At 35.6% G+C, this 26,045-nt stretch carries 20 protein-coding genes; 8 read left to right on the top strand and 12 right to left on the bottom strand.

Translation table 11 applies throughout. From position 1 onward, the window contains the following. Position 1 precedes the first annotated feature (1 nt). From A8L32_RS05770 to A8L32_RS05755, 4 genes are all read left to right on the top strand, one after another. A complete protein-coding gene (locus tag A8L32_RS05770) occupies positions 2–193 on the top strand; it encodes a hypothetical protein (RefSeq protein ID WP_066628803.1) in 192 nt (63 codons plus the stop codon). Between the two features lie 63 nt (positions 194–256). Further along, a complete protein-coding gene (locus tag A8L32_RS05765; RefSeq protein WP_066628801.1) occupies positions 257–751 on the top strand; it encodes an HYC_CC_PP family protein in 495 nt (164 codons plus the stop codon). A gap of 125 nt (positions 752–876) precedes the next feature. After that, on the top strand, positions 877–3,090 hold the full coding sequence (locus A8L32_RS05760) for a TonB-dependent receptor (protein WP_066628796.1): 2,214 nt from the start codon (positions 877–879) through the stop codon (positions 3,088–3,090). A gap of 237 nt (positions 3,091–3,327) precedes the next feature. Beyond that, complete coding sequence (locus A8L32_RS05755) at positions 3,328–3,636, top strand: heavy-metal-associated domain-containing protein (RefSeq protein WP_066629146.1); 309 nt, start codon at positions 3,328–3,330, stop codon at positions 3,634–3,636. A gap of 565 nt (positions 3,637–4,201) precedes the next feature. On the opposite strand, the gene A8L32_RS05750 is transcribed toward A8L32_RS05755, so the two are convergent. The 4 genes from A8L32_RS05750 to A8L32_RS05735 form a co-directional block, all read right to left on the bottom strand. After that, positions 4,202–5,122: a carboxypeptidase-like regulatory domain-containing protein gene (locus A8L32_RS05750; RefSeq protein ID WP_066628793.1), complete on the bottom strand. Its 921-nt coding sequence runs from the start codon at positions 5,120–5,122 to the stop codon at positions 4,202–4,204. A 2-nt stretch (positions 5,123–5,124) separates the two neighbouring features. Next, positions 5,125–5,487 (bottom strand): helix-turn-helix domain-containing protein, encoded by a 363-nt coding sequence (locus A8L32_RS05745; RefSeq protein WP_066628790.1) that lies wholly within the window; start codon positions 5,485–5,487, stop codon positions 5,125–5,127. Between the two features lie 666 nt (positions 5,488–6,153). Then, positions 6,154–7,434, bottom strand: coding sequence for a serine hydroxymethyltransferase (gene glyA, locus A8L32_RS05740; RefSeq protein ID WP_066628785.1), 1,281 nt, complete (start codon positions 7,432–7,434; stop codon positions 6,154–6,156). Between the two features lie 417 nt (positions 7,435–7,851). Continuing rightward, the gene (locus A8L32_RS05735) at positions 7,852–9,630 is read right to left on the bottom strand and encodes a chloride channel protein (RefSeq protein ID WP_066628781.1); all 1,779 of its coding nucleotides are present in this window, start codon (positions 9,628–9,630) and stop codon (positions 7,852–7,854) included. A gap of 348 nt (positions 9,631–9,978) precedes the next feature. On the opposite strand from A8L32_RS05735, the gene A8L32_RS05730 reads away from it, so the two are divergent. Further along, positions 9,979–11,730, top strand: coding sequence for a DEAD/DEAH box helicase (locus tag A8L32_RS05730; protein WP_071797443.1), 1,752 nt, complete (start codon positions 9,979–9,981; stop codon positions 11,728–11,730). Between the two features lie 80 nt (positions 11,731–11,810). Here the strand turns inward: A8L32_RS05730 and A8L32_RS05725 are convergent, their stop codons facing one another. The 5 genes from A8L32_RS05725 to A8L32_RS05705 all read right to left on the bottom strand — a co-directional run bounded on the left by A8L32_RS05725 (position 11,811) and on the right by A8L32_RS05705 (position 17,721). Further along, positions 11,811–14,150 (bottom strand): TonB-dependent receptor, encoded by a 2,340-nt coding sequence (locus A8L32_RS05725; protein WP_066628778.1) that lies wholly within the window; start codon positions 14,148–14,150, stop codon positions 11,811–11,813. Next, on the bottom strand, positions 14,150–15,043 hold the full coding sequence (locus A8L32_RS05720) for a DUF4249 domain-containing protein (protein ID WP_066628776.1): 894 nt from the start codon (positions 15,041–15,043) through the stop codon (positions 14,150–14,152). Before A8L32_RS05720 ends, A8L32_RS05725 begins: the two co-directional genes overlap by 1 nt. Further along, positions 15,040–15,441, bottom strand: a complete 402-nt coding sequence (locus tag A8L32_RS05715) for a hypothetical protein (RefSeq protein ID WP_143525025.1) — start codon at positions 15,439–15,441, stop codon at positions 15,040–15,042. The genes A8L32_RS05720 and A8L32_RS05715 overlap by 4 nt, the downstream gene beginning before the upstream one ends. A 202-nt stretch (positions 15,442–15,643) precedes the next feature. After that, positions 15,644–16,609: a hypothetical protein gene (locus A8L32_RS05710; RefSeq protein ID WP_143525024.1), complete on the bottom strand. Its 966-nt coding sequence runs from the start codon at positions 16,607–16,609 to the stop codon at positions 15,644–15,646. 557 nt (positions 16,610–17,166) lie between these two features. Next, complete coding sequence (locus tag A8L32_RS05705) at positions 17,167–17,721, bottom strand: NUMOD4 domain-containing protein (RefSeq protein WP_158027202.1); 555 nt, start codon at positions 17,719–17,721, stop codon at positions 17,167–17,169. 372 nt (positions 17,722–18,093) lie between these two features. Between A8L32_RS05705 and A8L32_RS05695 the strand changes: the two genes are divergently transcribed. Beyond that, on the top strand, positions 18,094–19,092 hold the full coding sequence (locus A8L32_RS05695; protein WP_066628770.1) for a tRNA dihydrouridine synthase: 999 nt from the start codon (positions 18,094–18,096) through the stop codon (positions 19,090–19,092). A gap of 21 nt (positions 19,093–19,113) precedes the next feature. Here A8L32_RS05695 and A8L32_RS05690 read toward each other — a convergent pair whose 3' ends face one another. Further along, positions 19,114–20,172, bottom strand: a complete 1,059-nt coding sequence (locus A8L32_RS05690) for a hypothetical protein (protein WP_066628769.1) — start codon at positions 20,170–20,172, stop codon at positions 19,114–19,116. 9 nt (positions 20,173–20,181) lie between these two features. Then, the gene (locus A8L32_RS05685) at positions 20,182–21,960 is read right to left on the bottom strand and encodes a chloride channel protein (RefSeq protein WP_083631196.1); all 1,779 of its coding nucleotides are present in this window, start codon (positions 21,958–21,960) and stop codon (positions 20,182–20,184) included. 167 nt (positions 21,961–22,127) lie between these two features. Between A8L32_RS05685 and A8L32_RS05680 the strand changes: the two genes are divergently transcribed. Beyond that, positions 22,128–24,524 (top strand): TonB-dependent receptor, encoded by a 2,397-nt coding sequence (locus A8L32_RS05680; RefSeq protein ID WP_066628765.1) that lies wholly within the window; start codon positions 22,128–22,130, stop codon positions 24,522–24,524. 43 nt (positions 24,525–24,567) lie between these two features. Here A8L32_RS05680 and A8L32_RS05675 read toward each other — a convergent pair whose 3' ends face one another. After that, on the bottom strand, positions 24,568–24,771 hold the full coding sequence (locus A8L32_RS05675) for a hypothetical protein (RefSeq protein ID WP_066628762.1): 204 nt from the start codon (positions 24,769–24,771) through the stop codon (positions 24,568–24,570). A 319-nt stretch (positions 24,772–25,090) separates the two neighbouring features. Between A8L32_RS05675 and A8L32_RS05670 the strand changes: the two genes are divergently transcribed. Next, positions 25,091–26,044 carry an NAD(P)H-dependent flavin oxidoreductase gene (locus A8L32_RS05670; protein WP_066628760.1) on the top strand — a complete coding sequence of 318 codons (954 nt, stop codon included), beginning with the start codon at positions 25,091–25,093 and terminating at the stop codon, positions 26,042–26,044. Position 26,045 lies beyond the last annotated feature (1 nt).

Below are 26,045 nucleotides of genomic sequence, written 5' to 3'. Positions count from 1 at the left end.
TATGGTACAAGAAATATTAATGTGGATTAGCGTAGTTGGTGCCTTTAGTTATACAGCTTATTCCTTCGGAAAAGTTATCTGGAGCGCCTACCAAGAAAACAACGCAGGCTGTGCTGGAAGTTGTGGAGGCTGTAGTGCTAAAACAGATTTACTTAAGCAGGTCAATTTTAAAAAACTTAAACCTGTACGCTAATAAACACAAGGCATTAACAAACCATTAACGCAATCTTTCAATTAATTTGTCGTTATTTGTAATATGATTTTAAAAGAGATAAATAGACGTATATTCGCCATTATTGCACTTAGCTTTTTTCTGCTAAGCACTAGTGGTATGGTTCTATTTTATCACTACTGCCAGCATTCTAATCAGACAATATATTCCATGTATATTGATTCAACGGAAGATATGTGTGAAGAAAATGCAGAAATTCTATTTCATTCAACGCACCAACATCAAAATGATTGCTGTACGCATAAAGCTGAAGAAAAAAGTTGTTGCGAACACCACAATAGTAGTTTCAAGACGGTTAAACTTAAAAACGATTACAACTATTCAAATCGTCAAGTTCCGCCTAAACCAAGCATACTATCTTTACTTATTGACATAAACGCTCCTCATCAAATTGACATCTTACATTCGTCTCTTTTTGATGATGGATTATTAAGAGAACTCCCCCCCGAAATACCTTTACTACAACATAGTGGTAGGGAAATAATTACGCTTCATCACACTTTTAAAATTGCCTGTTAACATTTAATTCTTCATCCACTGAAGTGTTATTTTAAAACACTTCTTAAAAAGTATTTAATGTTACACAAAACCTGTGCACCAATTACAAATTTGCTATAGCGCAAGGTTTGCAATTTTACAACATCATGAAAAAACTATACATCATTGTTTTTTCAATACTGGTTTCCTTATCCGCTTATGCGGGAGATATCAAAGGGAAAGTATTGGAGAAAAAAGGCAACAAATCCATTCCGCTTTTAGGCGTGAATGTATATTGGGCAGAAACTACCATAGGAACAATTACTGATGATAAAGGCGAGTTTAATATCAATCAGCCTGGAAACGAATATCACATGTTGGTTTTTAGCTATGTGGGATATCTTAACGATACAGTACTTATACACAACAGCTCTCCCCTTCAGGTTTACCTTGCGCAAGGCGAAGCTTTAGGCGAAGTTACCGTAACGCACCGAAGAGCCAACACCTCTATTTCTAAAATAAGTCCGCTATACGTGCAAAATGTATCATCTAAAGAATTGGAAAGGTGTGCATGTTGTAATCTCTCCGAGAGCTTTGAAACCAATGCTTCTGTAGATGTGGCTTACGCCGATGCTGTTTCTGGCGTTAAACAAATACAATTATTAGGTCTTTCAGGTAGATACTCACAATTAACCATAGGCAATATCCCCACTTTAAGAGGAGCAGAATCTGCATTTGGCATGGAATATATACCAGGCACATGGATGGAAGGACTGCAAGTTTCTAAAGGTTCTGCCTCCGTTAAAAATGGCTATGAATCTATGACTGGACAAATAAACATCTCGCTAAAAGAGCCTGTAGGCACCGAGAAAATGCATTTTTACACCTACGGAAATATGGATGGTAAGGTAGAAACCACATTCGGTCATGCCTTTAAGCTAAACGAAAAATGGAATACCTCCATTATGGTTCAGGGAAGTGGTAATTTTAGGGAGATGGACATGAATAATGATGGATTCCTGGATAAACCATTGGCTAAAATGGGAACTTTCATTAATCAATGGGATTACAAAGGTGATGTACTCTCCTCTAAGTTTGGACTTTCTTATATCAACGAAAAAAGAGAAGGAGGACAACTGGATTACAATCACGACATATCGCAATCGGAACAAGGACTATATGGAATTGGTATTGATGTGGAGCGATTTAATGCCTACGCTAAAAACGGATTTATTTTTAACAGAGAAGCTACCAGCATAGGAACCATATTATCGTATAACTACTTTGACAGGACTTCGTTTTATGGCAATAGAACCTTTGACGTAAGGCAACAAAACATCTTTGTTAACTTATTATTTCAATCGTACATAGGCGATACCAGACATACTTACAATACTGGTATCAGTGTAGTACACGATAATAACGATGCCATTTTTAATGGTGATAAACAAAACGTAGGTTACAAAGAAACCACACCTGGGGCATTTGTAGAGTATAATTATATTCCTTCGGAGAAATTCACCTTTATGTTAGGTTTAAGGTACGATAACAGTAGTTTACATGGAGGTTTTTTTACACCTAGAGCGCATGCTAAATACAATTTATCAGAAATAATAGCCGTACGTGCCAGCGCTGGTAAAGGCTATAGAACCGCCGATGCAGTGAGCGAAAACTCCAACCTACTGGCCAGTTCAAAAGCTTTTATATTCGACGAGAAAGTTAAGCAAGAAGAAGCCTGGAATTATGGCATTAGCTTGGTTAATGAGATTCCTATAGGAGAAAGAAAGTTGAATCTTAATATTGAGTTTTTCCGTACTGATTTTGTAAACCAACTGGTGGTTGATATGGACCAAAATAGTCAAGAGGTTCATTTTTACAATTTAGATGGGGCTTCGTTTTCTAATATTTATCAGATAGAAGCGAACTATGAGCTTTTTAAACGCTTTGATTTAACCGCTGCATATCGCCAAAACGATGTACAAAGTACCTTTAATGGCAAGCAAGAGGAAGTGCCGTTTGTGAATAAATACAAAGGTTTGCTTTCGGGATCGTACCGAACCAACCTGGATAAGTGGCAGTTTGATTTAACGGCGCAGTTTAATGGTGACCAAAGACTTCCTTCCACAGGAAATAATTCGCCAGAAAACACCAGACCAAATCAATCAGAGCAATATGTAGTTTGGATGGCGCAAGTGACCAAAAATCACAGAAACTGGAGCTTTTATTTGGGTGGAGAAAACATTGGACGTTTTACGCAGAAAAATGCCATTATAGATCCTGAAAATCCGTTTGGAGATGAATTTGATGCCAGCAGAATTTGGGGTCCTTTGTACGGAGGAATGGTGTATGCAGGTATAAAATATAATTTGGGTAAAGAATAGTGAGCAGTGGGCAGTATTCAGTTGACAGTGGGCAGCTTTCAGTAAGCAGTAAACAGTAGACAGGTTGCAGTAGGCAGTAAGCCACTAGACAATATTAAAATATTTAAACTAAAGGACTCAAAGAATGCAGATACCAACTTTTGAAAAAAAATCGAATAACCCCAGCGGGGTTTAATGTTAATAGCCCAGGATTTTAACCTAGGTATACAGCAAAAAAAACTAGAAAAAAATAAACACATGAAAAATCTAAAATTAGTTTTAGCAACACTTATCCTTTTTATTGGCGTTACATCATCTTTTGCCAAGGATAAACCAAAAGTTAAAGAAGTTACATACAGCTGTAGTGTTGATTGCCATAGTTGTAAAGAAAAAATCATGAAAAATATTCCCTACGAAAAAGGAGTAAAAAGTGTGAATGTAAACATCGAAGATAAATTGGTAACCGTAAGCTTTAGAGAAGATAAAAACACTACAGAAGGCGTTAAAAAAGCACTCGAAAAATTAGATTACGATGTTAAAGTAATGCCACAAACAGAGAAGAAATAGATTATAATTTAAGAACAAAAAGCCAGTTATAACAATTGTTTTAACTGGCTTTTTTTATTCACTAGACCCGCACGGCAATCGCATTTAAACAAAATATAATATACCACCCCGCCTTCGGCCGCCTCCCAAAATCCTGGTGGGGAAAGTGCTGCGGAGTTCTCCTCATTTTTAAGGAGGAGTACCGCGAAGAATGAGTGGGGAGGTGGTTTTAAAATTCAACCACTTTGTGGTTGTTAATAGTATTTAGAAACACACCCCTGCACTTTGCACAAGGCTATTTAGATTTAATACTTTCAGGGTTATTGCATAAAAACCTACGCATGTTCAATTTGAATAGCCCTGGATGCAATCCGAGGGATTTTTAAACGATTCGTTTATTGAACCGTGAAGGGATTCAATCTTTAAATGCAATTGCCTTGACTAGACCCGGTTTTTAATCTGGGTTAATATTTTTTGAACAAAGGTGGCTTTAGCCGAAACTTATTTTTGGGCTAAAGCCATGTGGGTAATCTTATATTTCTCCGGGTTAAAACCCGGAGCTAGTTACAATCATAAATATTTCTTTCTAATATTCATTCCGCTGATGTTTGAATAAATAAGTAAATTCCACTCCAACACCTAATGACAATTCAGAATAACCATTAATATTGTAATACTTTATAAATGAATGATACCTATCGAACTTCCCAAATCGCGTTCTAGCTTCAGCCTGATATTCAGTTAAGCCATTAAAAAGGGTGGCTTTTCCGTTAACTCTAACACTCATAGGTTTTGAAAACCAGAACTCCCCTCCCAATGTTAAACCGTTTTTAGCATCCTTACCATCATCTTCAAAATTGATTTGACTATAACCTGTAAATAAAACAAAAGGTAGACTTAACCACCATTTTGCTTCAATTGAGAAAACACTAAATTCATTTTTATTTGATTTTTTTATATGACGATAATTTGATTCTGCCCCAACATCTACATAATAATAATCAGCAATTTTCCCTAATCGAACACCCACTAAGCTTAGACTAGCATCAAAGTATTCATTATCTTTAAAATTAGATTGATAACCTATTCCTCCATAAATATTTAAGGCATTAATAAAAGTTGGAGTTGAGAATTCAAATTGTCCCCCTACTGGATTTTGAATTAAGCCACTTTTTAAGAATAAACGCAACTTCTGATTCCTACCTTCATAAATTACAAATGGTTTAAGAGTTGTATTTATTAAAACGCGATTTCCAACAATTATTTCCCGTGTCACAAACCCAATAAATGAATAAACCAAAGTAGAAGTTGAATCCCTTACTGTTATTGTATAAGCTCCATTTATATCCGTATTTACTGTATTACTTGTGCCTTTTTCAGTAATTATGACACAAGGAATCGAAAGCGTATCACCTTCTTCAAACACAACTCCTGTAATAGTAATTTGCGAATAAATTACATTAGTTAGCATTATAAAAAATAAGGCGAGGTGAATTCTTTTTCTCATATTCACTCCCCCTCCAAACTCCTTAACTCTTCCTTAATAAGGTTTTCAATACGCTGTACTTGTTCTAAAGGTATGGAGCTAATGGTTTTTATTAAGTCCAAATCGTTTCCACTTTTTCGAAGTTTCTCTAAGGGGTGAGCATCTACTGACTCCATGGATGGTTCTGGATGCCATTCGAGTAAATCATGCGGTGTGCATCGTAACAGAAAGCATATACGTTCCAGATCTTTTAAGTCTAAACGATAAACACGATTGTTGTTAATTTTAGAGGCAAAGTTATCTGAGAAACCAGCCTTTTTAAGGAAAGTGAATGGCCTGTCTATTCCACGGGCTCGGAACACTCTTTTAAAATTATATTTCAGCATATCAGGTAAGATTATGATTCTCTCTAATATAGTACTTTAAATGCATCAAACCAAGTAAAATATGCTTTCAATCAAACCTTAACTTGTTAGATAGAATAAATACATACTCCAAAATATTATTTATTTATCTTAAACAAATAAGCTTATCCTTACAATATCAAGGAATCTATTCGTAATAGATGCTGCATTCTTCCCAAAACATACTTAATTATTCCCTAAATATACTTACCATTGAGAAATACATACTTCTCTCTTCGCAATATATACTTTTCTCTTCACAATTTATTCTTACATCTTCGCAATACTCACTTACATTGCCGCAATCATTATTTAACTTACGTCAAATCATATTTACCTCTTCTGTAAGATAAATAATTTGTGTTTGAAATAGTTTTATTGTTACTAAAGGAAAGTCAAACAAGCTCGGAGGCATTAAACCTGTTGGCCGCGCCAATAAAAAAGCCGACCAAGTAAACTTGATCGGCTCAACTATATCTTGTAACCTTAGTATCAAATAAAAATAAGTTCAGATAAACCTACTCTCCTTTTTGTCTCTAGCCGACGGGCTTTTCCTTTTTCGCTACAGCTCGGAAGAGGAAACAAAAAGAGCCGCCGCTAGCATAAAAAATATTTATACTAAACAGTCACTATATCTTTAATCAGAAATTAAAATGCAAATAATGGGAAAGCACCCATCATCTTATTTACCTTTCCTCTTACTTCTGCAAGAACAGCTTCGTTATCTACATTTGACAGCACTTGGTCAATAAGGTCTACAATAGGAGCCATATGCTCTTCTTTTAATCCTCTTGTAGAAAGTGCTGAAGTACCCACTCTGATACCTGAAGTTTGGAACGGACTACGGCTATCGAAAGGCACCATATTTTTGTTGATAGTTATATCAGCTAAAACCAATGTTTTTTCGGCCACTTTACCTGTTAAATCAGGAAACTTAGTACGTAAGTCAATTAACATAGAGTGGTTATCTGTACCACCCGAAATTACTTTATATCCTTTAGCTATAAACGCTTCAGCCATTACTTTAGCATTTTTTTGCACCTGCGTTTGGTACTCAACATACTCAGGTTGTAAAGCTTCAAGGAAAGAAACCGCTTTAGCAGCAATTACGTGCTCTAAAGGTCCACCTTGTACGCCCGGGAATACCGCAGAGTTTAATAAAGAAGACATTTTTCTAACCACTCCTTTAGGTGTTTTCTTACCCCAAGGATTCTCAAAATCTTTACCCAATAAGATGATTCCTCCACGAGGACCTCTTAATGTTTTATGCGTTGTAGATGTTACCACGTGCGCATGTTTAACAGGGTTTTCTAATAAACCTGCAGCAATTAAACCCGCTGGGTGAGCCATATCAACCATAAAAATAGCTCCAATCTCGTCAGCTAATCTTCTCATGCGAGCATAATCCCACTCACGCGAATAAGCAGAAGCACCACCAATAATTAATTTTGGCTTGTGCTCACGTGCTTTAGCTTCCATCATATCGTAATCTACCAAACCAGTATCCTCATGCACACCATAAGCAATTGGTTCATACAATAAACCAGAGCTATTTACAGGAGAACCATGCGAAAGGTGACCACCATGCGAAAGGTCTAATCCTAAAAATTTATCCCCAGGATTTAACACAGTCATTAACACAGCCATATTGGCCTGTGCCCCACTATGTGGCTGCACGTTAGCATACTCAGCACCGTAAATTTCACACAAACGATCAATAGCCAAAGTTTCACTCTGATCCACTACTTCACATCCACCATAATATCTTGCTCCTGGGTAACCTTCGGCATATTTGTTGGTCATATAAGAACCCATCGCTTCCATCACTTGCTCACTCACAAAGTTTTCCGAAGCAATTAACTCAATACCATTCAACTGGCGTTGGTGTTCTTTTTCAATTAACTCAAATATTTTATCGTCGCGTTTCATAAAAGAAATTAATTTATGGATGATGGAAAATGACTATTCGTTATTTCTCATCCTTTATATGTAACAATTTATTATCTATACACTGTAAAACGGATGCAAATTTAACTTATCCTGTTCGTATAAACAATAGTTGATTAGTTATTGGTCAATAGTTGTTGGTCATTGGTCATTGGTCATAAGTTATTCGTAGATGTAGCTGCTATAATTCTTACTTTCTAATTTCCGACGCAAAAACCTTTTGCATATTTTATTTACTTAATGATGCGTCGGATTTGCACCCTAATGCACCTAGGGCTACGCTGCGCTTTGCCCCAGGCTATTGCTATCGCACCGTTGGTGCTTTATTTACATGACGCTAATATTTCCAACACCATTTATTTTCCCGTCTTCGGTCTCCCTTTTCCTTTCTCCTTTTTTCTACTCATCCGAAAAGTGAATCAACACTCTACGGTAAACCGAGAATATTTTAGATTTAGATACAAAACCCATGTATTTATCATTCTCAATAACGGGTAAATTCCAAGCACCTGTTTCTTCAAACTTCTTCATCACCGAATCCATATTCTCATTTATCTCGATAAACCCAGGTGGCACCTGCATTAAATCCTCTACTGTAGTATCGTTATATCTTTCATGATTAAACATGATTTCTCGAATATCATCTAATAACACAATTCCCTTTAATTGTCCTTTTGAACCTATTACTGGAAATAAATTACGTTTTGCTTTGGCAATTACTTTCACCAAACTACCTAAAGTATCCGTTGATTTAACAGGAAGAAAATCCGTTTCTAACACTTTATTTAAGCGCATCAAGGTTAGCACTGCTTTATCTTTGTGATGCGTTAATAACTCTCCTCTCCTAGCCAACTGCTTGGTGTAAATTGAATGCGGTTCAAAATACATAATCGTTAAATACGATATGGTTGAAGTCATCATTAAAGGAACAAACAACTCATAACCATGGGTGATTTCTGCAATAAGGAAAATGGCCGTCAGCGGTGCATGCAGCACTCCAGCCATAATAGCTGCCATCCCCACCAAGGTAAAGTGACTCTCAGGTAAAACATGTAAACCCGTTGCATTTACAACACGAGCAAAAAAGTATCCCATTACACCTCCTGTAAAAAGCGAAGGTGCAAAAATACCACCTACTCCACCACTACCCGTTGTAGCCGCCGATGCAAATACTTTAAATATAACTAACATTCCCAACAGAATAAGCAAAGCCCACTCTCTATCTCTCAACTCATAAAACAAACTATTGTCAAAAACAATATCTTTATTTCCATTCAAAAAGGCTGTTATAGTAGTATATCCCTCACCATACAACTGCGGCAACACAAATATTAATACACTTAATATGGCGCCTCCAATAGACAAGCGCACATAAGGACTCTTAATTTTTCTCAACTGATTTTCGCTCCACATTAAACTACGGCTGAAATAGAGCGAGATAAACCCACCTAGCACACCTAGAACAATGTAAAAAGGTATATTATGAAGAATAAATGGACTCTCTAAATGCCACGAGAATTCAGCACCATCACCCATAAAAAAGAAAGCGACCGTGGCAGCGCTAAATGCAGAAATAATTAACGGGACCAATGAAGTCATACTCAACCCCAACATTAACACCTCCAAGGTAAAAACCAATCCCGCCATAGGCGCTTTAAAAATACCAGCTACAGCGCCTGCAGCACCACATCCAATTAATAAGGAAATGGTTTTATAGTTCTGATGAAAAACCCGCCCCAAAGTAGATCCAATAGAAGCACCGGTTAATACAATAGGTGCCTCCGCTCCTACCGATCCACCAAAACCGATAGTAAAAGTACTGGCAACTATAGATGAAAAATTATTGTGTGGTTTAATTTTACCTCCATTCTTACTGAGGGCGTATAATATCTTGGAAACTCCATGCCCCAAACTATCCTTTATAATATTTCGAGCAAAGAATACAGCAATTAAGATACCAACTACAGGGTAAGCTAAATAAAGTAAGTTTCCGTTTTCAATACTAAAATGACCGGTTAAAAAATGGTGCACAGCATGAATCGCATTCTTCAATAATACCGCTGCCAACCCACTAAACACTCCCGTAAGTAAACTTAGTATCAACACAAAATGCTGCTGACTAATGTGTTTTACTCGCCAAATCAAAAACCTTCTAAAAATAACCTGTGCCTTCTCCATAAGGGCTACAAAAGTATAAGAAATAGATGAGGGCGTGTGTGAAATTTTATTAAAATAATTTGAAAATCAATATTTAATGTCGGAATCCCTTTAGATTAAGCTGTTTTAAATGTTAAAAATGTAATATTACCGAATCCTATCTCTCTACTAAGCTGCCCTTTACGCCACACCGTTTGTTAAAAACGCCTTTCACACAACAAGCCAACTAAAAATAACTATCTTTGCAGTCGATTTTTGCAAAGGCATAAATCATTCATTTTCAAAACGATTATTCAGTAGGCTTCTCTTTTCCAGGTAAAATTGTGAACATTATTAGCAGGGGCGGACTGGAAAAAAGAGGACAATTTTATGATTACATTTGAAGAAACCGGCTTATCGTCGGAAGTTCTAAAAGCCATTGGAGAAATGGGTTTTGTTAACCCAACCCCAATTCAGGAAAAAACAATTCCAGGCTTAAGAGAAACAAACCAGGATTTAGTTGCTTTAGCGCAAACAGGAACTGGTAAAACAGCTGCTTTTGGTTTACCTATTATTGAAAAAATAGATACTACTAACAAAAGCGTTCAGGCCTTAATATTATGCCCAACCAGGGAACTAGCCTTACAGATCACCAAAGACATAAATAACTTTGGTAAATACATCAAGGGCTTATATGTAACTCCTGTATACGGAGGAGCTGATATCTCTAAACAAATTAAAGATTTAAGAAGAGGAACTCACATTGTTGTTGGTACACCTGGTAGAGTTAATGACCTAACTAAACGTGGTATCCTTAAAATGGATAAACTACAATGGTTAGTGTTAGATGAAGCTGACGAGATGCTTAACATGGGTTTCAAAGAAGAGCTAGATGCTATTATTGAAACTACACCAGATAGCAGACAATCATTATTATTTTCGGCTACCATGCCTCGCGAAATCGAGAACATGGCCAAAAGATATCTTACCGACCCAATGCAAATTAAAATTGGTAAGCAAAATGCAGGAGCTTCAACGGTAGAGCACATCTACTATATGGTTCATGCTCGCGATAGATATCATGCCCTTAAAAGAGTTGCCGATATCAACCCAGACATTTACGGTATTGTATTCTGTCGTACTCGTCACGAAACCAAAGAAATTGCTGAAAAGCTAATGGCGGATGGTTACAGTGCTGATGCTTTACATGGTGATTTATCTCAGGCTCAAAGAGATCAGGTAATGCATCGCTTTAGAAATCGTCATTTACAAATTTTGGTAGCTACAGATGTGGCCGCTAGAGGTATTGACATTAATGAACTTACTCACGTAATTAATTATAACTTACCAGACGATATTGAAGCATACACTCACCGTAGTGGTAGAACAGGTAGAGCAGGTAGAAGCGGTACTAGTATAGCTATTGTTCATACTAAAGAGTCTGGTAAAATTAGAAGTATTGAGCGTACTTCGGGCATTAAGTTCGAACGTAAAATGGTTCCTTCTGGAAGCGAAATTTGTGGAAGACAATTACTACACCTTGTAGATAGAGTGGAAAATATTGAAATTAACCACGAAGAGATTGAGGAATTCTTACCAACGATTTACGAAAAATTTGAGGGTCTGGAAAAAGAAGACTTAATCAAACGCTTTGTATCTGTTGAGTTTAACCGCTTTATTGCTTACTACCAAGGAGCCAAAGATTTAAATGTTTATAAAAAAGACATTGAAAGAGGTGGTAGAGAAAGAGGTGACAGACCAAGAAGAAGAAGTGACGATAACTACGTTCGTTTGTATATGAATGTTGGTAAAGCTCATGAGCTTTCTGCACAACGTTTGATGGGTTTAGTTAACGAAAGTACTGGAAAACAAAAAGTAGGATTCGGTAAAATTGAAGTACTTAGAAACTTCTCATTCTTTGAAGTAGAAGATGGAACACAGAAAGATGTGATTGATGCCGTTAAAGGAAAAGAATTTGAAGGCGAAAAATTACACGTTGAAATAGCAACTGCTAAACCACCAAAACAAAACAATCGCAGAAGAAGTGATGGCGGCGGAGGTGGTTACCGTGGCGGAAGTGGCGGTAGAAGCGGAAACGGTGGTGGCGGAAATTTCACCGGCGGAAGAAGAAGAAGATCGTAATTAACGACAATCATATAAGAAACGGGAGCTGCATTTTTCAATGCAGCTCCCGTTGTTTTAAATACCTATATTTTTTATCCTTAAAACGTCCAACTATAACTTACAGATGGAATAAATGGAAAAAGCGTTTGCTTATATAACCTAGGTTCTGTCGGCTCAAGTCCCTCCGATTCAATATCGGTACCCCAAAAATAATAATAAGCATTCAACCTGCTATAAAGGTTATAAATACTTAAGCGCCAAATTCGTTCTCCACGTTTTTTCTTTTTAATAAAGTTCACCCCAACATCCAAGCGATGATACGCTTCCATTCGAGTACTATTTTTTCCATCATATTTCTCAACCCTTACGTAAGGTTTATCATACATTTCTCCGCTACCAATCTCATGAGGCACCATATAACTTTCCTTTGCCAAGGTTATGGCATTACCGGAGTTATACACCCATGTGGCAAAAAAATCTACTTTAGGAGACAAACGATGCTGCACCACAATACTTATATCATGCGGGCGGTCGTAACGGAACAAATATTCCTTTCCTTGATTAACACCATCAAATTGTCTTGTAGTCTTTGATAAAGTATAGCCAATCCATCCGGTTGTTTTCCCCGTTCTCTTTTTTACAAAAAACTCTAAACCTTTTGCAATTCCTGTTCCATTACCTTCCACATGATTTTCCCAGTTACCTAAACCTGTGAAATACGCAACTCCATCTTTAAATGTGATTAGGTTCTGCATTTCTTTATAATAAGCTTCAACACTAAACTCATATTTTTTATTTTTTGTTGTATGAGCCCAACCTACACTATATTGTGTTGATAATTGTGGCGCAAGTTTTTCTGTTGGGGGAAGCCAATAATCCGATGGCATACCGGTTCCGCTTGCAGTTAACAAATGAACATTCTGTTGCATTTTAGCATAGCCCAATTTTACAGAATGATTTGCCATAAATTGATAATTAAGCGCCAATCTCGGTTCTAAAGAAGGAAATGTTTTCTGTTTAAGTAAGTAGTTTGCATATCGCAAACCTGCGTTTAGTTTCAATCGAGGCGATAACTGAAATTCATTTTCTATATAAACACTAGCCTCCAAGGCTTCTTCTTTATAATTAACACTTACCGAATCCTTATTTACACCATCTACGCTTTGTTCATTACTTATCCGAGTAGGAAGGTAATGATGATAAATAGCATTTGCACCTACACGTATTGTGTATGAATTATTCACAAACCAATCAAAATCAGTTTTCAAACTAACATCAGATACTTTTGATACAAAATGATAATCGGAATTTAAACCATCATTTTTATATTTCTGCTGAATTGAATTACGATATTGGGTATATGAGGCCGTTACATTATTAAATAGTTTAGGGTTAAAAATATGATTCCACCGTACTGCTCCTAATGTATTTCCCCACCGCAGTTTATTACTAGCTCTTACATTATCATCATGAGGTTTATACGTTGTTATTGACCTGTCATCTCCCGAATAAAAACTAAAATACAAGCGATTATTAGCATTTAGCATATGGTTGTACTTTGCGTTTACATCATAAAAGTTATACCCCATCGATGCCCCATTGAATAACAAAGGGGTAAGCGGGCGCATAAAAACGTCATACATCATTCTTCGCACAGAAACCAGGTAAGAAGAGGTGTCTTTTTTCACTGGCCCTTCTAGGGTTAACTTAGATGACACCAAACCAATTGTAGCATTCCCTTTAAATTCTTTATTGTTGCCATTCTTCATCCGAACATCTAATACTGATGATAATCGCGAACCATACCTCGCCGGAAAAGCACCTTTAATAAGCTTTACATCATTAATAGCATCCGGATTAAATGTTGAAACAAAACCTCCTAAGTGATTGACATAATAAAGTGGAACATCGTCTAAAAGCATCAGGTTTTGGTCCGGACTTCCTCCTCTAACATACATTCCACTACTACCTTCATTCCCCTGACTTACGCCGGGCAACAATTGCAAAGCTTTAACCAAATCAACCTCTCCTCCCAAAGCCGGAATACGCTTAACCTCTTTCATGGTAAGTTTGGCAGTACTCATTTCAGCTTTTTCTTCAATAGGACTTTCTGCACTTACACTTACTTCCTGAATATCAATACCCGGCTTTAGCTTTATATTAATTAATGTATCCGATATTAAATTAACTCTTGCAACAAATGATTCATACCCCACATAAGAAAACTTAATGAGGTACGTTCCTTGTTTGGGGAAATTAAAACTAAAATATCCAAACGAATTACTTGCCTGCCCTTGCTTTAAGTCCGAACAATATACACTAACTCCAATTAACTGTTCTCCGGTATTAGCATCAGATATATTACCGGCTATATTTAATTGCGCACAAATATTACCCGTTAGCAATAAACAGGCGGTAAGAAATTTTAAAAAATGCATTATAATTTTTTAGAGTGTGATACTTGGCTGTATCCGGCAAAAATACCACAACCATTCTTAATGTTAGTATAAGCTTCAATTGGATTACCTGTGCCATCCCACAAATCACCAACCTGATTGTCCAAATTTAAATACAAACGCTTTTTAAACTGAAAGTAATCCTCCGAAACACTTCGCAACTCAACACTTACATGGTCGACATTATTATAATCATCATCTACCCAATTATAAAAATAATAGGTCAAAGTATAGTTCTCATCGCGAATGAGCTCATTACTAAACAGCAAACCAACTTTATTAACACTGAGGTTAACCACCCCTTCATTTCTTACCACGATATCCTGACTGCTTAAATCTGTATAGTAAGTAGACACATGATCTTTATCATTACTAAAATAACTATGGGTTGATTTCATTCTCAACTCAAAAAACGTTGGTTCTTTAGGAACATCCTTTAAGGTAATTGTAATTGAGGATATATTTTCTCCTTCATAATCTACATTAGCATTAGGAACATATTTATCTATGCTAAAATCAACTGGTCGGGGTATAAAATCTTCTGCAAATACAGTTTCGTACCCTTTAACACTGGCTATAATTTTATAATTAACACCATACTGACCTTTTATATCCGACTGATAAAGTGAATCATGGACATGACGCAAAGGATATATTTCACCATCAAACTCAACACTAGCATTAGCGATATCTTTTAAGTTATAAAGGGTGTCATAAGCAGGAACCGTACTGGTTAATATAGCCTCTATTTTTTCGTTATGTGTAAAATAACTTCCAACCACCAACTTTGGTTCTTGATATGGAATATCAATATCCACCTCTTTAAAACAGGAGGATAAAAGAGCGATTAGAGCAGCACAAACTATACACCTCATAAACAATACGCTATTCCAAAATTTGTAATACTATTTTTTCCATAACCCACTTCAAACATAGCTTTTAAAGATTTATATATTCTAAACTGAGCACCTGCGTAAATTCCACAATCTATTTCAGCACTACGTATATCGTAATATTCTGGTTTTAAATCATACTTACTATAAGTGCAACCAAGCTGTCCACAAAAATATGGCCTCAATAAAACATTTGAATCTAATAAGTAGTATTTCGTATTCAAACCAAAATGTATTTTACTCCCATCATAAACTAACGGGCTTCCATATTGAGACTTTTTATCCTGCCTATAACCTATATATGCTCCCAAAGCCAACTTTGGCAAAATCTCATAATCAAACTTAACATATCCAACCAATTCAGAATTAATTGTTTCCATTGTATATAAATCAATACACAACTTTGACGATTTACTATCCTGCGAATAGCAAAAACTTACTACACACAATAAGCCTATAATAAACTTAATTTTCATATTTCATTTCTATTTAAAATCAGATAAATCATTAAAGTTTTTGCTTCAAAAGATTCTTTAGCAGCAAAAAAAAGAGGGAGAAACCTCCCTCCATAAATTAACCTTATCAGGTACACTTCATTAATAGCAACACCTCCCCTGTTTCTACAACCTTACTTTCATCATCTCTCCACCTTGCTTTATAATCAAACTTAACAGGAACTCTTGCCCATTCCAAACGTCTAGTACCGTTATATGGACGATGAGATATTTCATCCCCTTGTTTTTTTGCATAACAAGATTTCTCTCTATCAAACTTGGTTTCGCCTCTCCTCCTACGTTTATACTTCGCATCAACAGTTACATAATGCAAGTTGTAATAATAACCAGAATCAGTTTGCTTTTCTAATTTAAATTTAATTACAATTGAATTATACCACCCAGCTCGTTGAAAGCATACCTTAGCCTGAATTCTACTTGCATCATTTGTTCCACCCCACATATTGGGAGTTGGAAACAGTTTCCATTCTTTTTTCTTGGGGGTATTTTTACAGTACCCTTTTAAATAGCCATTTCTCTCACCAGTCTGCATTACATCAAAAGCGTCTTCTTGCCATTTAATCGTTACCTCCTCCGCTAGTCTATAACTACTACTTTTCAAGCTTGTATCATCAAGAGGTTTGATTTCTGTTGTCTCGTCTTTAAGATTAGTTGTTAAGAGATACCCCGCCACAATAATCTGTCTATCTTGGTTCATCAAAGTCCCTAATAAATCATCCTCAACCAGATATTTTTTATCTGTAAGATTACAACTTGTTTTATAGGAAGTATAACCCAATGCCTCCTCAAAATCTAATAACCTTTCATTACCAATAAAATTTAGGTAATCGATACATTCTTGAAGTGACTCTTCGCTTTCAAAAGATAAAATACCATTATCTACATCAACCTTTATTGAGTCAGACAAAACAAATGTTCTAGCATCCGTTACAATTTCTTTTTGTTCCTCTTTTGAAACTACTTCCTCTTTATCACAAGCTATTAATGCTGCTATTGCAAATAATGCAATGAACATGCAATTTTTAAATTTCATAATACTATTTTTACAATTAGTTTATAACGCTTGGCTTAGCGAATAACATTGATTTGAGCGTCTATTTATTTGCGGAAGCCAAGTTTTTTTTCTGCACTTCTCTAGTCTTTAAAGTATCAATAAGCAGACATTAAGAATACCCAATTAAATAAAGACCTTACCACACCAATTACATACTATACATTTTTATGGTTAGCGATTACAAATATGCTCTTCTGAACACATGAACAAAATATTTTACACTTGAATAAATTTAAAACTTCGGAACAAACAACCAATTATGAGGACATACACTTGAATGTGCGGATGTTTGACATGTTTTCTTTAGGGGTTTTAAAATCATAAGGTTTAGGTTTTTATTATTTTATACTAAACTAAAATAACACTACAAAGAAAAAAAAAAAAAACATAAACCCCAATATACTATTAAATATTTATCATATTGTTCCACACCAAACTATAAGACACAAAAAAAGGTTGCCTTGGTTTGGATGGGTGGCAACCTTCTTTATGATAGTTATAGGATGATTTGTTAGGGAGGTATATTTTTGTTTTAATTAAACTTCTGACCAACTAGTGTTATTTTTAATTCTTGATATTTGCATAGCGCTAACACAAAACAACTCTGCAATCACTTTTTGCTTTCTACCTTTTTCAAGCATACTCTTTATTGCTGCAACATCTTTTTCACTAAGCTTAGAGTGCGTTACAATTCTTCCTTTCTTCTTTCTTGCTTGAATCAATTTATCTTGAGCTCTAGTAAAGCTTTCTTCTCGCGATAACCAAGCTAAATTACTAACGTGATTATTTAATTTATTCCAATCTTTATGAATAACAACATCTTTTGATTCATCGCTGTTTTCTAAAAATGTTTCAGCCACTAACTTATGAATCAATATTGTTTTTTTCTGTCCATCAACCTTAAGATTGATACTTCTATATCCTTTGATATTTCCAGACTTTACTATCTTCCCCTCACTGCTGTAACAATAGCTTTTCACTCTACCATAGTCACTAATCTCATACTTGCCTTCTGTCCCTGGAATTGACTTCCAGATTTCGTCATCCAGCTTTCTGAGATTTGGTCGGGTTTGATTTAAAGTTGTTTCCACTCTATCCAATCTTAAATTAAATAGGTTGTGAGAAAATCTCATAAAAACAACCTTTTTTGTTTTTGATTACATGTCAAAAGTAGTAGATTATGTGTTATCTACCAAAAAACACAACCTCGCACAAGTCCCCCAAACCCTTGATTTCACTACCTTCTCAATGGGGTTTCTATGTGAAATAGCATTCTTTTTAAATGAAGCCCCCCTTTTTTCAAACGAAGAAAAAATATCTTTTTTTCTATTTTTTTTCATAGCCATTATATGACAGTTCAATCTGAACATTTAGCATTATTACACTACAGACATTAACCGCTATATTACTAAGCACTTAGCTACATCATCAAACTTTTTACCGATTTTTGTGTTTTTGATGCGATGAATACAAAGAATAATTTTTGGAATGAGAAGCAACATATTTTTGCTTTAGCTCCAATGGAGGATGTTACAGATACCGTTTTTAGACAAATGGTATTAGAAGAGTCAGCTACAGATAATTTACATGTAGTATTTGCAGAGTTTTTATCTACAGATGGTTTTTGTCACCCCATAGGGCACGACAAAGTACTGCATCGTTTTAAAGTAAATCCATCGGAGCTAGAGGTAATTAAAAGAAACGATATAAAACTTGTTGCTCAAATTTGGGGTACAGACCCAGAAAAATTTCATAAGACTGCACAATACATTCAAGAACATACTCCTTTTGATGGTATTGATATTAATATGGGTTGCCCCCAGAAAAACATCATAAAAAAAGGAGCATGTAGTGCATTAATTACCAACCCAAATAATGCCAAGGAAATAATACAAGCCACCATTGAAGGAACACAATTACCCGTTAGTGTTAAAACACGTATTGGTTTTAAACTAGTTGAAACAGAGAGCTGGATTTCTCATTTATTAGAGAAACCAATTAAAGCTTTGACCGTGCACGGCAGAACACAAAAACAAATGTCGGAAGGCCTTGCAGACTGGAATGAAATTAAAAAAGCAGTAGACATCCGTAATCAAATAAATCCCTCAGTAAAACTACTTGGAAATGGTGATGTATTATCCATAGCCGATGGTCATGCAAAAATGAAAGCGTTTAATGTAGATGGCATAATGATTGGTAGGGGAATATTTAACAACTTTTGGATGTTTAGTGACAAAAAAGAAGTGGGCATTGAAGAAAAACTAAACACCATGTTGAAACATGCCAATTTATTTAACAACACATGGAAAGATGAAAAACCATGGATTGTTCTTCGGAGATTTTTTAAGATTTACACGCATCATTTGCCCATGGCTGCTCAATTAAGAGATGCGGTTATGCGAACACATAATATAGATGAATTAGAGCTTGCCTTAAAAGAATATAGAAGTAAACTGGAATAGCATTTACATTTATGGCCTGCCTTAAAATAATCCTTTTATCACTTTATTTTCTAACCGAAGAGCAAGATTAAAGGCAGGGCAAGTAAATCTAAAGTGAAATAAGGGTTGCGTGGCCAGTTGTTCAATAATTGAATTTGAATAGACAGATAATAGACCTGCTGTAAACCACCAGTATTCTTCATCATATTGATAAGGATAATCAAAACTTACATCCTCGCCCAATTTAAGGAGTGAGGTTTGAAGTATCATTTTCTCAAATAGATTTTGACTTACATTAAACTGATTCCAACAATCCTTAATAAGTATATTCTTAACTCGATGAATAAATGAGGTGCTTGAAGCCAAACGAGACAAATGATATAAGATGACTGCTACTTTAGGATATTCGGGCGCCGATTTAAAACTCGATTTTAAATACAAGGACTGCTGAATAGTCTCTATCAAAAGGGCTATAGTTTCTTCATCATATTCATTCAATTTAAATTGAAAATGATTAACCCACAGCAAATAGTTACTCAGCACGCAAATATCAAATTCGATGGGCATATACTCCCCAAACCAGGTGGAGTACGCCTTATAATTACGTAACTGCTGATGACCATTCTGTATTTTATATCGATACCCATTAACATGATGAACAAGAGCCTGTTTTGTACGCTCTACCTCTTTATAAGGTAAACCGCTTACCATGTGAACCATTGACGTTGTATCAACATCATCAGGTAACTGGAACTTATTTAAGCGACTTAAAATTCTCCCATTGGGGAAGTGCTTGTGCGGTAGCTTCTGCCAAAAATTAAATGAATTTCTATCTGACTTATTCGTGTATAAAGAAAGGTTGGGTAGCAAATCTCCTTCTATTTTATCTACTATCTCCTTTTCTTTTTCGGCAAGATGCGGATATATGGTTTTTAAAATATATAGAACAGAAACTGAGAAAAAAATATTATCATCAGGTCGTTGGATACCCAGAATGGTATTCTTTCTATACGACGGGAAAATTCCTTTATTAAATTGTTCTGATCCTGTTTTAGTTTGAAGCTCTCTAATCTGATACAGCAAATCCATTTGATTATTCATAATATTATTCTAATAATCAGCTGAAAACTCTTTTATTTGGTTTCTGTAGGCTGTAAAAGCGTTAGCACGAGAAATAAAACCATGGTATTTTCCTTTATCAATAACAGCAATATTAAAGCGCGACGATTTACGGAATATTTCAACCAAGTCTTCCATGCTATCATCAGGACTTATAAAATACTCTGGCATATACATTAATTCCTGCACCTTAACAGATTCATATTTTTCGGGCTCAAAGATAATTTCACGAATATCATCCATCTTAACCATACCTTTTAAAATTCCATTATCATCCACAACTGGAAATAAATTACGATGTGCTTTTGAAATAACTTTAACCAAATCACCTAAGTTGGCTTTTGGAGAAATGATGGCAAAATCAGTTTCAATCAACTTACTCACCTCCATCATGGTCATTACATTCTGGTCCTTATCATGCGTTAGCAATTCCTTACGATGCGCCAACTGATGGGTATATACAGAGTGCTTCTCAAAGGACTTAGCTACAATAAAGCTAATGGTGGCCGTTATCATCAAAGGCAAAAACATGGAGTAACCGCCCGATAAATCTGCAATTAAAAAGAGCCCAGTAAGAGGTGCATGTAAAACGCCTGCAATTAAACCAGCCATACCAATTAAAGCAAAGTTTTTAACGGGTAAATCTATCCAGCCAAAACGGTTGATTAAAGTAGCAAACAATACTCCCGTATTTGCTCCCATAAACAACGTTGGTGCAAATATCCCCCCTACTCCACCACTACCAAAAGTTACTGAAGTAGCAATTACTTTTACACCTATGGTAAGCGCCATAATAATCACAAAATTGACAAAAGTGTCACTCATACCTGCAAAAACACCTACATCATGTAAATAAAACAACTCTCCGTTTAAAGCACCATTAATAACTTCGTACCCTTCTCCAAAAAGGTGAGGAAAAAACACTAATATAATACCTAACGATATTGCACCAAAAATCAAACGAGTCCAGCCATTCTGAACTTTCTCAAAAAGGCGTTCGATATATTTATACATGCGCGTAAAATAGGTAGCTACCAATCCGCAACCTAAACCTAGTAACACATAAAAAATGAGTTCTTTTAAGGTATAGGTATGCTCTATATCAAAAGGGTAAACCACCTCTTGCCCCAAGAATAAATATGAAACCACCACAGCCGAAGCAGAACAAAGTAATAAGGGAACAAGTGAAGTTAATGTTAAGTCGAGCATTATTACCTCGAGCGCAAATACAATGGCAGCAATAGGTGCCTTAAAAATGGCAGACATAGCTCCTGCACAAGCACAGCCCAACAGCAATGTTATCTGACGATAATTCAAATGCAAGGCTTTACCAAGATTGGCGCCAATAGCAGCTCCTGTAGATACTGTTGGTCCCTCCAGCCCTACAGAACCACCAAAACCTACCGTAAATGAACTAGCAATGACCGAAGAAATCATATTATGCCTATTCATTTGACCTTGATTCTTTGAAATGGCATATAAAACATTGGGAATACCATGACGAACTGGTCTGCGAACAATATATTTTATAAACAAAACGGCCAATAATATTCCAATTCCTGGCGCCACAAAATACAGCCATTCCAATCCTTCCATAGAAGTAATTCCATGTACAAAATGATGAATAACACCAACTGTTTTTTTTATAGTAACAGCCGCTAAACCTGCTGCAATACCTATAACAATACTAAGTATAATCATAAACTGTCGGTTGCTGATATACCTTAGTCGCCAGGTAAGAAATTTCTTACGAAGAATGCCTTTTGCCATTGATTTTATAAGGGTTTTTACATGCTCAATTTATGAATTATTTACTGTTAATGGAAATTTGAATTAACGACAAACGTACACATCCTATTTTTTAAAAATTACTTTCGAATAAAATGAACCTTTATTCTACCTTTGTGTTTAATTGATGAATTTAAAAGTTAAACAATATGAACTATCGAATATATATTACTCTGCTCTTAGTTTGGGTTTCGGCATGGGCTTCTGCGCAAACAAGTACACTTAAAGGAGTAGTAAAAGACATGTACTCTAACGAACCTTTACAATTTGTAAATATCATTGTATACAACACCACTAATGGCACCACAACAGATTCATTGGGAAGGTTTGAGTTTGAAATTAAAGATGCCGAATTTATTCAATTGCAATTATCGTTTCTTGGATATAAAAGCTTAATTACAGAGGAAATCATGATTTCTAAGATTCGCTCTAACTTTATAGAAGTACCTATGGAGCCGAGTTCTGAAACTTTATCTGAAGTAACCGTTACTACATCTCCTTTCGCTCAAAAAATTGAAAGTCCTGTTTCTTTAAGGAGAATTGGCATTGATCAAATTGAAAAAAGTGCCGGTGCAAACAGAGATATCTCAAAGGTTATTCAATCATTCCCAGGTGTTGGTAGTTCTGTATCATTTAGAAATGATATTATTGTACGAGGTGGTGGTCCTGCCGAAAACAAGTTTTATATTGATGGCATTGAGATTCCAACCATCAACCACTTTTCTACTCAAGGTGCTTCAGGAGGACCCGTTGGTATGTTAAATGTAGACTTTATTCGTGAAGTGGATTTTTATTCAAGCGCTTTCCCTTCTGCCAGAGGAAATGCATTAAGCTCAGTTTTGGAGTTTAAACAAAAAGATGGTAGCAAGGAACAAGGAGATTATAAAGCCGTCTTAGGAGCTAGTGAAATTGCATTTTCGGCATCTGGTCCATTATCTGAAAAAACAACTGCCTTTGCCTCTGTGCGTCGCTCATATTTACAGTTTTTATTTAAAGCATTAGACCTTCCATTTCTGCCCACTTTTACTGATTTTCAGTTTAAAACTAAAACCCGAATCAATACTAAAAATGAAATTACTTTTTTAGGCTTTGGAGCCATTGACGATTTTGAACTAAATGAAAACGCCAGTGACACACCCGAGAACCAGTATACACTATCTTATATTCCCGTTAACAAACAATGGAATTATACCATTGGAACCAACTACAAGCACTATTTTGGAAAGAGTTATTTAACACTGGTGGCCAGTAGAAGTCATTTAAATAACACGGCCATCAAATATCGTGATAATATTACTATTGATGAGAACTTAACTTACGATTACGAGTCGGAAGAAATTGAGAATAAATTTAGGGCAGAGATAAATTCTAAAAGTGGAGGAATGAGTATTAATTCGGGTATTTCGTTAGAAGGCGTTAATTATGCCAACAGTACTTTTCAAAAGGTATATTTAAATGGCGAACAAACTGACATCAACTACGAATCGGAGCTTAACTTTATTAAATATGGTTTATTTACCTCAGTAGGTATGCCTGTACTCAACAACAAGGTAAAACTCTCATTAGGAGTGCGCTTAGACGGCAACAACTATTCCAAAGCAATGAGTAACATGCTTGACCAAATTAGTCCACGATTTTCAGCTTCTGTTGAAATATCGCCAACCTTCTATTACAATTTAAATGTGGGTAGATATTACCAATTGCCATCATACACTACTTTAGGTTTTAGAGATAATGATGGAAACCTAGTTAATAAACAAAATAATTTAAAACATATTCATGCCGACCATTATGTAACTGGTTTTGAATACAGAGCCAACAATTTCACTAAAGTAACACTGGAAGGTTTCTACAAAAACTACGGCAACTATCCCGTTTCTTTAAATGATTCTATCTCGTTGGCTAGTAAAGGTGGCGATTTTGGAGTTATCGGTGACGAGGCTGTATTATCAACAGGTAAGGGTCGTTCTTACGGATTTGAAATTATGGCTCGACAGAGGTCTGCCAAAGGATACAGCTTTATTGCTGCTTACACCTTTGTACGAAGTGAATTTACCGATTTAGAAGGAACGTATATTCCAAGTTCTTGGGATAGCAAACATTTATTTACAACTACTATTAATAAAACATTCAAAAATAATTGGGATATTGGTTTAAAATGGCGCTTCATTGGAGGAACACCATTTACACCTGTGGATGAAAATACAACTACCTTAAAGGATTCGTGGGATGCCACAGGTAGAGAGCAGTTAGATTACAGCCAGTATAATCAACAAAGATTAGACAATTTTCACCAATTAGACATTAGAGTAGATAAATCATATACTTTTAAAAATTGGTCCTTAGGCATATATCTAGATATTCAGAATTTATACAACCAAAAATTAACAGAACCAGTTAAATACGTACAACAGCTTGATGATTCTGGTAGCCCTATTATTGAAAACCCAGGTGCAGACCCAGGCGAACAACGATATGCTTTTGATAAACTATTTACAGAAAGTGGTACAGTATTACCAACGATAGGTGTTATAGTAGAATTTTAAAAAAAGAATCCTTCCTGAAAAATTCAGGAAGGATTCTTTTTAGTTAAGGAATAGGATAACCTAACTCCTCCTCTATAAGTTTAAAAACTTCAATGTGCGTTTTTTTATCAATTGTACCTGTGGCACAACTTCTTCTTAAAAACTTCTCCACATCTTCGTTTTTATTATACAAGTGCGAAAAATAATTTAATTGATGTGTTTGTTCACAGGTAAACACCTGTTTGTCATTAGATTTGCTTCTGGCCATAATTCCTTGGGATTTTTATATTTAAAAATGTTTTGGTTTTGGTATCATGATGTATGAAATTAATAAAAAAAATATAAAATTCATTTTTTCATGCGTGACAAATACGTGACAAAATCATAAAACACTGACTGCATGTACGTTAACCTTTAAGTATTTAAAGTACTTAAACTTAAATACGAAGACCATTTCTTTCTCACAACAAACATTTCGGACAAAAAGTCTAAATTAAGTATTTGATATCCTAATTTCTCAAAATGTTTACTGAGCCCTAAAAATTAGTATCTTTGCCCGCTATTTAATTCTGGTAAAGCGCTTAAAAATGGAAAATAAGATAACATCTATATTCAATATTAAATACCCCATTATTCAAGGAGGAATGGTTTGGTGTAGTGGTTGGAAGCTTGCTTCGGCAGTAAGTAATCAAGGTGGGTTAGGTTTATTAGGAGCTGGCTCAATGCATCCTGAAGTTTTAAGAGAGCACATTACTAAAATGAAACAAGCCACAGATAAACCGTGGGGCGTTAATGTGCCTTTATTATATCCTGAAATTGATACTATTATAGATTTAATTATTGAGGAAGGTGTAAAAATTGTTTTCACAAGCGCTGGAAACCCTGCAAAATATACCGCTAAACTAAAAGAAAACGGTATTACAGTAGCCCACGTCATTGCCAATAGTCGTTTTGCGAAAAAATGCGAAGATAATGGTGTTGATATATTGGTTGCCGAAGGTTTTGAAGCTGGCGGACATAATAGCAGAGAAGAAACCACTACGATGGTATTAATTCCGCAAATTAAAAAAGTAACAAAACTGCCTATTATTGCTGCAGGCGGAATCGGAACAGGAAGAGGAATGGCTGCTGCCATGGCTTTAGGTGCCGATGGTGTTCAGGTAGGTTCTCGATTTGCTGCTAGCAAGGAATCTTCTGCACATCCCGACTTTCTGAAAAAAGTAATTGAAGCAGGAGAAGGAGGCACAACGCTAACCCTTAAAAAGCTAGGGCCAGTCCGATTAATCCACAATAAGTTTTCAGCACAGGTGGCTGATGCGCAAAGTAAAGGTGCAACAATAGAAGAGCTTCAAGAGTTACTTGGTAAAGGACGTGCTAAAAAAGGTATGTTTTTAGGAGAATTAGATGAAGGAGAATTAGAAATTGGTCAGATATCTTCGATGATTGAGGATATTAAACCAGTAAAAGTAATCATGGAAGAAATGCTTGCAGAATATAGAAACACGCTGCAGGACTTATCAGGCAAAGCCTTTCAATTTTAGT

It is taken from the genome of Labilibacter marinus (assembly GCF_001659685.2).
Taxonomy (GTDB): Bacteria; Bacteroidota; Bacteroidia; order Bacteroidales; family Marinilabiliaceae; genus Saccharicrinis; species Saccharicrinis marinus.
The sequence above is the reverse complement of the archived record's forward strand: the minus strand, read 5'-3'. Positions and strand labels throughout refer to the sequence as shown.